The sequence below is a fragment of the Ulvibacterium marinum genome (assembly GCF_003626755.1).
GTDB lineage: Bacteria > Bacteroidota > Bacteroidia > Flavobacteriales > Flavobacteriaceae > Ulvibacterium > Ulvibacterium marinum.
The window spans coordinates 265,904-281,018 of sequence record NZ_RBCJ01000005.1 but is presented as its reverse complement, the minus strand read 5'-3'; the positions used below and the strand labels follow the sequence as shown (position 1 = coordinate 281,018).

Annotated in this window: 9 protein-coding genes; 6 read left to right on the top strand and 3 right to left on the bottom strand. The window is 37.1% G+C overall.

Annotated features, from left to right (window positions below; all coding sequences use genetic code 11):
* The first annotated feature begins 3 nt into the window (after window positions 1-3).
* Both D7Z94_RS22455 and D7Z94_RS22450 read left to right on the top strand, forming a co-directional pair.
* A complete protein-coding gene (locus D7Z94_RS22455; RefSeq protein WP_120713877.1) occupies window positions 4-2,433 on the top strand; it encodes an ABC transporter permease in 2,430 nt (809 codons plus the stop codon).
* Window positions 2,434-3,197: 764 nt separating this feature from the next.
* Window positions 3,198-5,264: a hypothetical protein gene (locus D7Z94_RS22450; RefSeq protein WP_120713876.1), complete on the top strand. Its 2,067-nt coding sequence runs from the start codon at window positions 3,198-3,200 to the stop codon at window positions 5,262-5,264.
* A 202-nt stretch (window positions 5,265-5,466) separates the two neighbouring features.
* On the opposite strand, the gene D7Z94_RS22445 is transcribed toward D7Z94_RS22450, so the two are convergent.
* Genes D7Z94_RS22445 through D7Z94_RS22435 form a run of 3 tightly spaced genes read right to left on the bottom strand, consistent with a single transcriptional unit; the run spans window position 5,467 to window position 9,025 of the window.
* On the bottom strand, window positions 5,467-5,976 hold the full coding sequence (locus D7Z94_RS22445) for a hypothetical protein (protein WP_147415972.1): 510 nt from the start codon (window positions 5,974-5,976) through the stop codon (window positions 5,467-5,469).
* A gap of 12 nt (window positions 5,977-5,988) precedes the next feature.
* Window positions 5,989-7,293: a hypothetical protein gene (locus D7Z94_RS22440; RefSeq protein WP_120713874.1), complete on the bottom strand. Its 1,305-nt coding sequence runs from the start codon at window positions 7,291-7,293 to the stop codon at window positions 5,989-5,991.
* 10 nt (window positions 7,294-7,303) lie between these two features.
* Complete coding sequence (locus D7Z94_RS22435; protein ID WP_120713873.1) at window positions 7,304-9,025, bottom strand: O-antigen ligase family protein; 1,722 nt, start codon at window positions 9,023-9,025, stop codon at window positions 7,304-7,306.
* Between the two features lie 730 nt (window positions 9,026-9,755).
* On the opposite strand from D7Z94_RS22435, the gene D7Z94_RS22430 reads away from it, so the two are divergent.
* From D7Z94_RS22430 to mobB, 4 genes are all read left to right on the top strand, one after another.
* Window positions 9,756-11,117 carry an ATP-binding protein gene (locus D7Z94_RS22430; protein WP_120713872.1) on the top strand — a complete coding sequence of 454 codons (1,362 nt, stop codon included), beginning with the start codon at window positions 9,756-9,758 and terminating at the stop codon, window positions 11,115-11,117.
* Window positions 11,118-11,564: 447 nt separating this feature from the next.
* Window positions 11,565-12,824, top strand: a complete 1,260-nt coding sequence (locus D7Z94_RS22425) for a site-specific integrase (RefSeq protein WP_120713871.1) — start codon at window positions 11,565-11,567, stop codon at window positions 12,822-12,824.
* A gap of 528 nt (window positions 12,825-13,352) precedes the next feature.
* Window positions 13,353-13,907: a BfmA/BtgA family mobilization protein gene (locus D7Z94_RS22420; protein ID WP_147415970.1), complete on the top strand. Its 555-nt coding sequence runs from the start codon at window positions 13,353-13,355 to the stop codon at window positions 13,905-13,907.
* A 2-nt stretch (window positions 13,908-13,909) separates the two neighbouring features.
* Complete coding sequence (mobB, locus tag D7Z94_RS22415; RefSeq protein ID WP_120713869.1) at window positions 13,910-14,935, top strand: MobB family relaxase; 1,026 nt, start codon at window positions 13,910-13,912, stop codon at window positions 14,933-14,935.
* Window positions 14,936-15,115: the final 180 nt, after the last annotated feature.

Here is a 15,115-nt window from a genome sequence, read left to right as displayed (position 1 = left end):
ACTATGTTCAAAAACTATCTAAAAATCGCATGGAGAAACTTGTTGAAGGACAAGCAGCAGACATTAATCAATTTATTGGGTCTTACAATCGGTACAATAAGTTGCTTGACAATTCTTTTGTACGTCTTTGATCAAACAGGATATGATCAGCACCACGATAGGGCGGCATCTATTCATCGCGTGCGCATGATAACCGACGGTAGCGGAGCAAACACCGAAACAATCAATTCCGCCACTACAGGCCCCCCTATTGCCTTCGCCTTGAAAGAAGACTTTCCTGAAATAGAACAGGTAACCCGGGTGATCAACATTGATTTATTTAATGTTGATATGATAAAAGCTTCAGGGGCCGATGAAGGCTTGTACGAGCCCAGAGCCTATCTGGCGGATTCTACCTTCTTTCGGATTTTCAACTATCGTATGTTGGAAGGGAATTCGAAATCGCTGAACGAATCTAGCACCTTGGTACTTTCATCCACCCTGGCCAAAAAATTATTCGGAGATGAAAAAGCAATGGATAAGGTCGTGGAGATTTCGGGATTTAGTGGAGAACCCAATAAGTTGACTGTAAAGGGGGTTTTTGATGAGGATTCCGGAAAATCCCATTTGAACCCGAACTATATAATAAGCATGAATACCCCGGGTCTCGGAGCTTACGTAAGACAGGTTACCGATTATGTGACCAATACTTTTATTTATACCTATGTGAAATTAAAACCGGGCACAAGAGCAGATGGACTGCAACAAAAACTACCCGATTTTTTAAAATCACGGGCAGGGACACAATTGGAAGAAAGAGGTATCAAACGAACATTGTTGCTACAACCAGTAACCGATATCCACTTGTATTCAGCTGGAATAACTTCTCAAATAGATAAGGTCTCAAATATTCAATACCTGTATATGTTATCGATATTGGCATTGTTTATCCAGTTGATAGCCTGCGTCAATTTTATTAACCTGAGTACGGCCAGAGCCAATAAAAGAGGTAAGGAAATCGGTATTAGAAAGGTTGTAGGTGCCGATAAGGGATCGTTGATTTTTCAATTTTTAGGCGAATCCGTGCTATTATCTTTCTTTGCTGTTCTAGTAAGTGTTCCCATTACAATAGCACTGCTACCTTTTATCAATGAACTAGCGGATAGTAACCTGTCCTATGTCAATTTATTGGATGGCGGAATCATACTTTCGTTAATTATGCTGGGGGTTTTAACAGGCTTGCTTGCCGGTATCTACCCGGCCTTGGTACTGTCTTCGGTTAAAACGGCCTCGGTCTTAAAGAACGTAATTAACAAAGATTCAAAAAGTGGAAATTTACGTAGGGCGTTAGTGGTCTTTCAATTTGTACTGTCCATTGGTTTAATCAGTATCGTCATTATTATTTGGCAACAATTCAACTATACACAAGAAAAAAATCTAGGGTTTAAAAAGGAGAATTTGATTTCCTTGGAGATGAATACCGAAAGTGCCAGAACCAATTTCTATCCTTTAAAGTCACAGTACTTAAATATTACAGGCGTAAAATCCATAACCGGAAATTGGGTATCCCCATCCGAGGACATCAACTACGAATTGGACCTTTATCTTCCAGGGAAGAGTGCCGAAGAACATATTGAAGGCTATTTGAATTGGGTGGGCGAGGACTATACCGAAACTGCGGGGATTACCTTGCTCGATGGAAGGGGCTTAAGACAGACCGACAGTACGCAGGTTATTGTAAACGAATCTACTTTGAGAGCAATGGGTATTCCAAAGGATAGGGCCATAGGCTCTAAAATGGTATCGGCAACGGACGATGGCAATCTCGAATTTGAAATTGTTGGGGTTGTAAGCGATTTTCACTACGCATCTTTTAAAGAAGCGATAGCACCCTTGGTACTCCAAGGAATAGCCGCCCCACGTAGAATGTTGATTCGGTTGGAGGCCGGTCGCCTAGAGGAAATCCTAACAAGCATGCAACAGATATGGAAATCTACTGTGGTAAGTACCCCCTTTATGTATTCCTTTGTTGACAAAGGTGTAGAAAGGCGTTATGAAGAGGAAAAACGAATTGGGAAAATCGCCGCCTTTTTTACCATTCTTGCCATACTTATCGCTACCCTGGGTCTTTTTGGTCTAGTCTCATATACAGCGGAACAGAAGAAAAAGGAGATCGGTATTCGAAAAGTACTGGGCGCTAGCATTGGTTCTGTTGTTCAACTATTGACCAAAGATTTCATAAAGTTGGTTATAATAGCATTTGTTCTAGCAGTTCCCATTTCCTATTTACTCATGCAGCGGTGGTTGGAGAATTACACGTATAAAATTGATATTGAATGGTGGACATTTTTACTTGCAGGCAGCGGGGCCTTGGTCATTACGTTCCTGACTGTTGGTTTCCAATCAATAAAGTCGGCGACCATCAATCCAGTAGAAAGTATTCGAACAGAGTAGCTGTCTAAAACGGCAGATTTTCGGGTCTACTTTGGGATTTCAGGTAGTTTTTTCTTGGATGTCTCAACCCCGGTCTTTTTTGGTAGTCTCCAAAAACGTCCTTTTATGGGATTAAAATTCTCGAATAAATAATTAGATTTCTATCAATTTAACCAACTTTTTAAAGAAGAAATTCTTAATGAGTATTTGCTGAAGGTCAACCGTCGCATTTGGAATATGAAAGGTGCGCCATATTCGGTTTTTGTTTATCCCCCTGCGGTGGACAAGCGCTTACCTATTGAAACCCCATAAAAACCGGACAGGATTCGCGCGCATAGTTTTGTGGTAAGATTTGGGACATACTCAAATATATTTCCAAGAAATTCTACAACTAAATTGGCAAAAAAAATCAGAACCTTTTAAGGGTATCTCGTTTCTCATTTTTTATGTGCAATTTTGATAAACCTTGCCCCCAAAGTTTCCGTATTTTTTAGACTTATTCTTATCCCCTCCCTATCATACAGATTTAAACCTCTAAGCTCCAATTCTAGCGGTTAGCGAGTAAAATTTTTCCTATTTCATGGAGTCCTACTGTGGTTAGTGGGATAGGAGGTTAAAAATTATCTATGCTATTTTCTTAATACCATTATGGATAAGTACATGGCGGAATAGATTAAGCGAAAGTTATGCCGGCACATAATTGTCCATGATAATAAAAAAAATGAACAGATTTAATCTTTGTTGGTACAATTCATAGCTTAAAATAATCTATAATACCATTTCTAATGATTATTTTTGTAGGTAAATATTTTAATATGTTAGATATTTACCTACACAAAATCCTACAGATTAAGTTTATTCCAATCTTTTTCATTTGTTTCCTTTCAGCTTGTTCCGAGGAAAGTAAGATGCTCAAAGTGGCGTTAGAGTCTTCTGGAAAGAACAAAGGTGAACTAGAAAAAGTATTACAACACTACAGTGATCCCAACGATAGTTTGAAAAAAAGAGCAGCCGTTTTTTTAATTGAAAATATGCTTCACAAAAAATCCTTCAACAATATCTTGTTTAAGGATAAAATAGATTTTTTCAAGAAGATTGAATTTATTTGGAAAGACTCAACATTAACTAAATCTGCCAAAAACGAAAAATTTGATTCTTCATATGAATCCATGCAATTGGAGGATGCAATTTCTAACTTGGAGCTTCACGAGAATCTTCAAATCATAAAATCCAACTACTTAATAGAAAATATTGAACTTGCTTTTGAGGCTTGGAAGAAATTCCCGTGGTCTGAAGAAGTATCATTTGATAACTTCTGCAATTACGTATTGCCTTATAGGGTATTTGATGAACCCATTGGAAACTGGCGGAAGATTTTAATGAACAGGTATGAATGGGTTCTTGATTCTATAAAAAACCCGACCGACATGAGGGAAGCCACCATTCTCATTAACAAATCATTCAATAAAAGCATGGATTATTTTTCACACTTAAGAAAAATACCTAATGCTCTGGGTTTTGAAGAACTGGATTCTTTAAAGATAGGTAAATGTGACCATCTGGTAATAATGAATGTATACGCTTTAAGAGCAATGGGTATTCCGACGTCAGCGGAAGGTGCTATTTGGGCCAACCACCGTGCGGGTCACACCTGGTGTTCGATTCAAGAAAAAGAGAAACTTCTCTTTGCCTTCGACCCGTTATATCCTCCGGAAGTTTCTGATTCTTTATATCTGAATGGGGAATTCAATCAAATTCCTGAAAATAGCATATCTAAGATGAAAGCGGCAAAGGTTCATCGGAATACTTATAAAAACTACTATAAAAATATTCCTTCTTTGTCTGAAGATTTTAGCAATGCGGCTTCTATTTCATCAACAATAGGTATCAACCTTCTGGATGTGACCTCGGAATATGATATTCCATCAGCTAGGCTTAACTTGAAATTAGTTTCTGGGGAAAGTGATGACATTTTGTTTTTGAAGATATTCAATAAGGACCACTGGAAAAAAATAGTCTGGAGTGAAAAGGACCATAATGGTTCTTATAATTTCAACAATTTGGGTACTGGGATAGTTTATTTACCAACTTTTTTATATGATACCATTACAATCCCTCCTTTCATATTTAAAGAAGATGGCTCCCTACATTATTTAAAGCCGAATTTGAACTTGCTCAAACCTATCAAGCTTAAACGGAAGTATTTTACTAGAGCCTATGTTAACAATGCACTTAATAAAATGGTAGGGGGAATTTTTCAAGGTGCAAACCGTAAAGATTTCAGTGATGTTGAAAATTTGTTTGAAATACGTTCTACCCCTGAGCCTCGTACCAATGAGTATTCTTTTGTATCTAAGAATAAGTATCGTTATGTTCGATTTTTTTTGCCTGAAAACCTTTGTAGAGTTGCCGAAATGCGTTTCTATGGAAAATCCTATTTAAACAACAAAAAGTCGAATGTTGAACTTTTTGGAAAGTTGATAAGTAGCAAATTTAAAAAAAACAGTGGGCCTGATAGGATATGGGACAGTGATGTGCTGACATATTTTGTTGCCGATAAAAAAAAAGGCGGATGGGTTGGATTAGATTTAGGTGAAAGAAATCAAACCCATATTAATAGTGTCCGCTTCTACCCCCCTAGTGATGGTAATTCCATAGAAATAGGCGATTTATATGAGTTGTTCTATTGGTGCTTAGGGAATTGGAAGTCCTTGGGTCAAAAAATTGCAGAAGCTGAAGAGTTATTGTTTGAAAACTGTCCAGATAATGCCTTGTTGATTCTCAAAAACCATAGCAAAGGATCAGACGTAAGAATATTTACTTATGAAAATGACCAGCAAGTTTGGTGGTGACCGTTCAGTTTAAGTTCAACTTTTCCCGGTAGGCAATGCCGGTATACTCAAAGTTCACATATATGACATCAACTTATTGGTCAATATTTCCTTAACATCAGCGCACCTAAACGTTCCAAACTTCCTAACTAAGCCATGGCCATCTAGAAAATTCACAAATATCAAAAAAGCTCTTGTGCTTCTATATCATTATCGTTTGAACCTAAAGGTAATACCAACCGCTATCACCTTGACTGAGAAGAATCCATGAATGTAATTTGTGCGTTTTCGGTTCAAACAACAATGTTCCTAAAGGTTCATCAGGTCGTTCCTTTCTATAATATACCATAACAAAAGGTACAACCCTTTTGAGCGCGCTCTGAAATGGGCGATATATTTCATGTTGCTTGTAGAAACGCAAGGGTTTCGCATCCAAATTTTGGATTCCTACCTTTTTTATGGTGGCAGGAATAAAGGAAAAAATCGTATCGAAATTTTCCATATCATATAGGGTTCCCTTATGCTTCAACGTATCACTATCGACGTAGATATATTTTTTAAATAAGGTATCCTTGGAAATATCTGATTTATCCCTAGCGTTCACGTATTCCGCCAAACCCTTAAGATTTTTATAATATTCGACTTCGTGCGGCAACCAGTCTCTAAAATCCTCTTCTTGAGAAAAAAGATTTAAGATGCAAAAGAAGAAAAAGAATAATGTGTGAAATTTCATTTGCTTATCCATTTATGGGCATCCTGCGGATCTGCTAGGTGCATTTCCACCTGTAGTGTTAATAGTAACTCCGTTTCCACTGGACATGCCTCTAATATTCTCTCCAAGCTGACCAGGATTTTCACCACCTTGAAATACAACACCTGGATATGCTCCCCAAGCATCATCAATGTCCATTCCTGCTAAGTTACCTATTTCTCTTGCAAAATTAGTACAATTGTACAAATTTATGTCGTAGACAGAATCATAGTTTATGGCTGCATTCATAATTGTTTGAAGGGTGCTCCCTGAGACAGTTACCGAAATACTGACATCATAAGCGTCTCCGCCATTATTTCCCATTCTACTAGGACCATATAGCGATTTTGGACCATCTTTTTCAGGATAAAATCCAAAAACAGCACTCGTTGAGCCTTGATGTATCCCCACAAATGCATGACCAACGTTAGTACCATGACTTGGAGCTGAACTACCCTTTTTAGGTTGATCAGCGTATACAGTGATTACGGCATTTTGGCTTGTATTTAGACACTCGAAAAACTCTGTCATGTTTGCTATGGGAAAGTCAGGTCCTAAAACGTCCATTATGGCTTCCCCATCCCAATTGTTGTTAACATTGGTGACCGAATATCCCCCGGATGAAGTATAGGAATACGTATGATTATAATAACCCCCCGATCTATAAAAATTGTTTGTATAGTAGGATACAGTGGCCCAATTGACAGAGGAATAAGAATTCGCATTGTTTAGACTGTTTCTGTGAAATGTAACGGTCACTCCAGGAAGTGCCCAAGCACCAATATCGTAATCCCATGTCCAAGAAGTACCGTCTTCTGGCTCACTAAAAGAGGTCGTTGTGGGCAATAACCCACGAGGTTGGACGCTCACCGATTCAACCAGTTTTTTAACTTCAATGATATTCCCTTCAAGATTCAAAGCAACTTCTCGTACAAAACCTTCGAAGGGAGTACTCACATAAACAATTCCAGACGAGGGCGCATTATTGTCGAGTCGGATTTCCAATCGAAAAGTACTTTTTTGCGATTTGGACGTTAGAGATTTTATCCTCAAAGTCATTTCTGGAATACTTTCTGCATTTTCCCAGTCCCATACAATACTATTTTCTGTAATTACATTGGAGCGAGTGGACATTTCATTTTCGTACCAGTTTTTGACCTTTGAGATCTCTGAAGGGTCAACTTTGATACCGGATTTAACTTTTACAACATTAAAAGGATCGTCTTCAACTATTGCGTCCTTGGTACAGGAAAAAACAATGGAAAACAATAAGACAGGTAGAACTATGCGTTTTCTCATGAGAATTGATTTATTTTCTTACAAAATTAGAAAGATCTTCTTTAATTTCCAAGATTTTCGGATTATAATTCTTAACAGGCTGTTGCATTATTTCCAGTGCTGTTTTTTTCGCTAGGTGATAGTGTCCCATTTTCTTGTAGAAAAGGAAAAGATAGTACTTAGGAACAAAAAGATTTGGTACCACCTTAGTGGCAAACTCGTAATTTTGCAATGCCTTATCATTATCCTTGATTGCTTCGTAACAGATTCCTAGATACGTATAGACACTGCTTGAAGAAATCCGATTACTGCATAGTTGAAATGGCTCCATGGCGGTTTTCGTTTTATTGTTCTCGACCAATATAGCACCATAATGGAAAAGGAATTCTGGAAATCCCTCAAGCTTATTGTGAAGTTGATGCAATGATCTGATATACGACTTTGGAGAACTATTACTTATGACTTTCTGCCGCTCCCAATTTTTCAAGGCGTTTAAAGTCGTGATTTCTGTTAGGACCACGAAGAAAAGGAATATAAAAAATATGATATTCGCTATCTTGATGTAATTACTGGGCATTTTATATTTAACACTTTCTTTAAGAGAACAGCCTATTCCTATAAACCCAAAAAAGAGGAAGGACGACTCCATTTGGTCGAGAGGGTAGGAAAACAGTGAGAAAACAAAAAATGCGGCCAAAAGTGAAAGCAATGATAAATCGTGCCGTATTTTTCTTAGCAAGAAAAAAATTGCCAAGCAAAAAAACAAGAACCCTATAGCACCATATTCTATTATTATTTTCAAAGGCAGATTAAAGGAAAAATAATTATCTCCGGAAACCCACCGTTCTTCCTTGGTAGAACTTTCCTTTTCAAAGTACAACCCTTGATATTTATTATAGATTGCTCCAAATCTATTAGCACCTATACCAAGGATTGGATTGTCCTTGATGATTTCCGTTGATACTTTCCAAATCAGCAACCTTCCGCTTATGGACTCTTTTTTAAAAGTAAGGAAAAGTGAAATTGTTAAAGCCCCTGCCAAAAGCATATATTTCCATTTGACCTTGAGCAAAATGGGAATTCCTAAAACAATCATTAATAGGGCTGCTCGAGAAGTGGTAGCAAAAAGTATTAAAAAAAGAGGTAAAAGACTTAGAGACACTCCAGCCTTACTATAGGCGGAAACTTTCTTTTTTAAAAACGAGATACCTATTAGTATCCCAGTTGACATAAGAAATGCCAGCATGGAAGAGTTGGAAAAGTTTCCTTTAATCTTATTTGAATTTATTTCTGATAGACCATTTTCAAAGACCTTGCCCATATCTACCTGTCCTATAGAAATAAATGCCTGATAGAGGGCAATCGAGTAAATGGCCACGTAAAAGTTTCTTCTATCTGTGGTTGTCCTTAAGCGCCTCCCCAGTATGTAAGCTATTGAATACAAAAACAGCCACCGTGCATTGTACATGGCGTATTCCACATTAAAACCAATGAACAAAAAAATCATAGCATAAATGAACAGCAGAGCCAATATAATATCCACAAAATCAAAATTGATTGGTTTTTTTTTGGACAGAATTGCGAATAATAAGAGAATTGCTAGTATTGAGGAAAGAAGAATGTTGGCTCCAACTGAAGAACTAGTTTGTTTCCAGACATCATCATAGGAAGTTATCAGTACCAGGACAATAAAAACAGTCCCGGCAAGAATCCCAGCATTATTTACAATATGATGTTTGATTCCTAATCTCATGCTTAGTATCTATTACTTATAAGAAGAAATATTCTTTAGTCCATTTTGAATTAAATAATTATGTTCATCAAGCTGAATCATCAAGATACATGCTGAGGGCGATTTAAACAGAAATAAACACAAAACATATGGTAAAACATAAAATAGGGTTACACCCGTATTAAGTAAGAAATTTCTTTAAATTTAGTAAAATTATATGATGTAAATTTTCGCTCGACATTAAATTCGTTTAAATAGGAGCTTCGTGGCTCCCTATAATTTGATAGACTACTTAATAAATTTTTACATTTAGTTTTCTTATGAAAAAGAGTCAAGAAAAAATGATTTTAGGTGGTGTTTATGCAAGGAAAGGTAGAATGTTTACTGCCCATCCTGAGATATGAAGAAACAGAATATATTGGTGAATTAAAGAATTGACTAACAGTTTTTTGAATAAATCCTGCCTTATAGTATCTTTCTTTGGAACTGCTTAAATTGTCTTTCCTATTCATAATTTTTACATAGAAACTGATTTATTTGAAAGATGGTTCTCGGTAAACTTGCTTTTTCATGTGACAGTTAAAATCTAATGATCTCCTCCCATTAGTCCTATTTTCGGATAAGGCTACACTAGGATAATTTTAAGGTGTAATTTACCCTTACTTTGTTACAATAAATAATAAAATTTACCCTTACTTTGTTACAAATAATTGATATATTTACCCTTACTTTGTTACAGAATATATAAAAGGTGAATTTTAAAAGACACGCAACTACTTATTTGAATGACTGGAAAGTCAGTAAAAATAGGAAACCGCTCATTCTGAGAGGGGCAAGGCAGGTAGGAAAGACGACCCTGATCAAGGAATTTGCCAAAAATTACAAACACTATATTTTCTTGAATCTTGAAAAATCAGCCGATAGGACGGTTTTTGGAACCTACGATGATGCCGGAACCCTTGTGGAGGCCTTATTTCTATCCAATAATATCAGTCCGAAAGAACAAGGAAATACTTTACTTTTTATTGATGAAATACAGGAATTGCCCAAAGCCATTCAATCGTTACGCTATTTTTTTGAGGAAATTCCCGATTTAAATGTTATAGCAGCAGGATCCTTATTGGAATTTACGATGAAAGATGTAGATAGTTTCCCTGTCGGGCGTATAGAATATTTGTATCTCTATCCCTTAAATTTCCAGGAGTATCTAGAAGCCATTCAACATACCGCGGCCTTAGGGCAATTGAATACTATTCCGGTCAAACCAGTGGCACATAGAACCTTATTGAACTTATTCCATAGATATGCCATTATTGGGGGTATGCCAGAGGTCGTGAAAACGGATATTGAAAACAACAATTTGGCCGAACTGCCCAAGGTATATGAAAGTATATGGGGTACTTACAAGAATGATGTCGAAAAATATGCGTCAGGTACAAGTGAAAGACGCGTTATCAAACATATTATGGATACAGCACATCTTTCCCTAGATCAACGCATCAAATTTCAAAATTTCGGAAACTCCAACTATAGGTCAAGAGAAGTAGGGGAGGCCATGCGTAATTTAGACGCAGCGAAAATCATACAACTTATTTATCCTACTACGGATATCGAACCGCCTATCAAACCGGATATCAAAAAATCACCGAGGCTACAGTTTTTAGATACTGGCTTAATAAACTACACTTTGGAAATACAAGCCCAGCTATTAGGCATGGAAGATTTGAGCAATGCTTTTAAAGGTGCGATTATACCACACCTGATAACCCAAGAGATCATCTCATTAAATACGATAACTAATACCAAGCCTAATTTCTGGGTACGGGAAAAGAAGCAATCATCATCCGAAGTGGATTTAGTCTACTCCTACGGGGATAAAGTAATTCCTATTGAAATTAAATCAGGTGCGACCGGAACCTTAAAATCGTTACATCAGTTTATGGAAAGAACGGACCATCCGTATGCCTTAAGAATTTACGAGGGAGAGTTCAATGTGCAGAATTCAACCACGGTAGATGGGACACCTTTTTTGTTAATGAACTTGCCTTATTATTTGGGGACGCAACTCCCAAAGTATATAGATTACTTTGTTAGCAATTATTCGTTGAAATAGATTTAGCGAAACGAGTTACTAAACGAAAAGCGGGCTATTTGCAGTTAAATGAATCCAAGTGTAATTATATGAAAATATTCCTTATTTTTAGGTTGTAAACAGCACAAAGTAAGTACGTTCTTTTGCTACTTTTTTTGTCAAGTGTCCATATCGGGATTTGATTTTAATAAGTGCGATTAAAATACTGAAAATCAATTATTTGTAACGAAAGGTGGCATGCTGCCACCCCGACGAACCGCCTTTCAAGGCGTACCAAAACCCTGCTAATCGTATGATTTGCAGGGTTTTTCATTTTCTCTGTATTCATTTGAATCGTTTTGAAACCATCCTTTTGGTGTGCAATTCGGTGTACAAAGCGGTACACAATTTGTTGTAAATTTAAATAGCATTTAGCCCATTTAGATGTAGTCTTTAAACAAAAAATGTTTAACTAAAAAGACTTACAACATGCGTACGGACAGTACATTAGGAGTAATCTTCTTCACTCGCAAGAAAAGGAACGACCCCGAAAAACTGGATATCTACGTCCGGATTACGGTCAACAAGAAACGCGCGGAATTCAGCATAAAACGTGACATTGCGGTGTGCAATTGGGACATTTTCAGGTGTAGGGCCAAAGAAATTGACCAAAACTTGATTTTATTAAATACCTATTTGGATGACGTATACGCCGAAGTTCTCAACGCCCACAAGCAATTAAACTCCGAAAGAAAGCTGATTACAGCCAAGGCAATTAAGTTAAGGTACTTCGGGGAGGACGAAGAACGCATGACTTTAATGAAGGCGGTTGAATACCACAATAACAACATCAATAATTCACTCAAGCCAGGCACGCTTAAGAATTACTTTTCTACTGAAAAATATTTAAAGCAATTTCTGCAAGAGCGTTTAAAGACCGATGATATTTATTTGATTCAATTGAATTATAAATTCATCGTCAACTTCGAACACTATATTAGAACCTATAAGCCTATTAAAGCACGAAAGACCTGTTCAAATAACGGTGTGATGAAGCACCTTGAGAGGCTGATGAAAATCACTAATCTCGCACTCAAAATGGAATGGTTGGAAAAAGACCCTTTTAGAAATTTCAAACTTAATTACATAAGAAATGAGCGAGACTATCTAACAGAAAGGGAGCTTGATTTGATAGAAAATACTTCTTTTATGACCCTGGGCTTGAAACGGGTCAAAGATATATTCTTGTTCAGTTGTTATACTGGTCTTTCCTATATTGATATCAGGGAATTGCATCCCACTCAGATTCTGGTGGGAATCGATGGAAATAAATGGATACATACAAAAAGGGCAAAAACCAATGAACCGGTCAAAATTCCACTTCTATCAAGAGCAAAAGAAATTCTAGATAAGTACGAGAAGGAAAAGGAATTAACTGGCAACCTTCTTCCCGTTTATAGTAATCAAAAGACCAACAAGAATTTAAAGGAGATTGCCAAAGTTTGTGGTATTCATAAAAACATAACCTTTCATGTGGCTCGCCATACTTTCGCAACAACCATAACACTGTCCAATGGAGTTCCGATTGAAACCGTTTCAAAACTTTTAGGCCACACCAAACTATCAACCACTCAAATTTACGCCAGGGTATTGCAGAAGAAGGTAGGGGAGGACATGCAAAATCTGATGAATCTTTTTGAAGCAAAAAAGAGACAAAGAAGCGAAGCCCCCAAATCGCACCATAACTGACCTTGCACGAGGTTCCTGTCCGATTTTTGTAGCGTTCGGAAAGATAAGGGTCAAGCAAAAATCGGATAGGGTGCAATCGCGAAAGAGTACGTGGCATTGTCGAAATGGAATAACTCTGCGAGTTATTTCCAGTCCGACAAGCGATACATCATTTGGACAAGTACTGACAACCAAATCCTTAAACATCCTTTAAGGGATGTTCAACGATTTTCCCCTTTCGCCTAAATATTCTCAAAATTCTACCCTTAACAATCTTAAAGTTTTTGGTTTCTGGACTTCTCCTGAAGAGGGCTTTTACCTTTTAGTAAAAGTGTATTCTTTTTTGAAGTGCAGCGGAAAAAAGGGAATAGCAAGAGGGTGATGCGCTAAAGCGACATCACATTGGTTTTCGGATTTTCAAATACTTGAAAATCAGTAGTTTGAATCCTTTTTAGGCCAAATAAATTTACAGTATAAAAATTTGATTTACTGTAAATGGCTTCGGAAGCCATGAAAACACTAAAAAGTTTGACGCAAAAAAGTAAAATCATGGAGAAAAAACAGAAAAACAAATACGAATATTCGGCTATCAGTATCAAGGCCGATGTGGCAGTAAGGTTTCGAAGGTACAGCAAGCAGTTTTCAAAGTCGAACAGCGAGGTATTACATCGGATGCTATTCTTTCTTCAATGGAACGGTCTAGACCCATTTGGAGCGAGTGTTGAAAAAATAGTTTCCGAAATCCAGAAGAACCGGAAGCAAATCGAGTACCTCATTTCCATTATCAAGAACATGGAAAAGCTACATATTAGGCCTACTCATGAAATGGTAAAGATTTTGTTCGAGGCCTATTGCAAGAACAAAAAAGATATCAAAAAAGAGAGCAGGTTTCTACCCCAACCAATCATCGAAGTAGCTAGAGAAAATTATTCAAGATTAAAACATGAACGATTGGAAAGAGATTTCAAAGAGTACAAAAAAGAATGCAACAAACTATTGGAAAAAATTGAAGTTACAGAACCCACCTTTGGAAAACCATACCTGAAGGTAAATCTCTCCCAAGGAGAATATGAACAGCTTAGAAGACAATTAAACATGAATTAGTTATGTATATAACCATTTCACCACAAAAAATGGGAAGTACCTATACTTCAAGTGTTGGAGCTTATGTCGAATATCTTGAAAAGGAAGATTTGGGGAAACTCCCAGATCTACGGGAACATTTCTTTGACCAATACAATGATAATATGTCTTCCGAAAAGGTCATTTCCGAAATCGATGGCAATACTGCTAAATTGAGAAAACGAGATTCAAAATTTTATTCGCTGGTCGTAAGTCCTAGTCAGCGCGAATTAAAGGCTATCAACAATGACCCTTGCCATCTAAGAAAATATGTTAGGGAACTAATGAAAGACTATGCTGACTCCTTTTATCGAAACCAACAGGTTACCGTGGACAGCATTAAGTATTATGCCAAGATAGAACATCAACGCACTTTTAGGGGTTTTGAAAAACATGTCATAGAGAATGCCCCATACCGAAAAGAGATTGCAAAACTAAGAAACGACATTCGAAAAGTGGAACGTGGCGAAATCAAGGGAAATGTAAAAAAGTTGGAAAAGAAAATCGAAAAACTCTATTATCAAGCACCTCATAAACAGAACGGAAAAATGATAGTAGCTGGAATGCAAAAAGAGGGCTTTCAGACACATGTACATATCATCATCAGCCGAAAGGATGTAAATAATACCTATACGCTATCTCCCTTGGCCAAACATAAAGCCTCCGAAGTAATATTGAATGGCAAACCTACAAAACGGGGATTTGATAGGGACAAATTTTATGAAGCCTCGGAAAAGACCTTTGACCGAGTGGCGGGCTATGAGCGAAATTATATTGAAACATATAGTGCAAAAAAGGATTATGTCAAGAATCCGGGGAAGTTTTATGCTAGTCTAGTTGGATTGCCAATCAGAGAAAAAGATATTGCTTTTAAATTGCTCCGTAACACAGGGATGAAAATTCCAAATATTCCCGTGAACCAACATCAGGTAGCGATGAAAATTATTAAGAGCTTGCAGAAGGGGATAGGGCGAGCTGTTCGGTCTAGTGGAATTGATATTGGTTACTGATATATTTTTTGAGGGAGCAAAAGTGTCCCGTAAAAGGTTGATTAACGAGAATACTTAAAGAGACCAGGAATGGCACTTTTAAAGCAATGGCTTTTCTCCCTTTTGAAACTGTTCCATTAATCTGCCGTTTTAAAGCACTAGATATTTCTTCATCATCAAAATTCCAAAATATTGACAAGA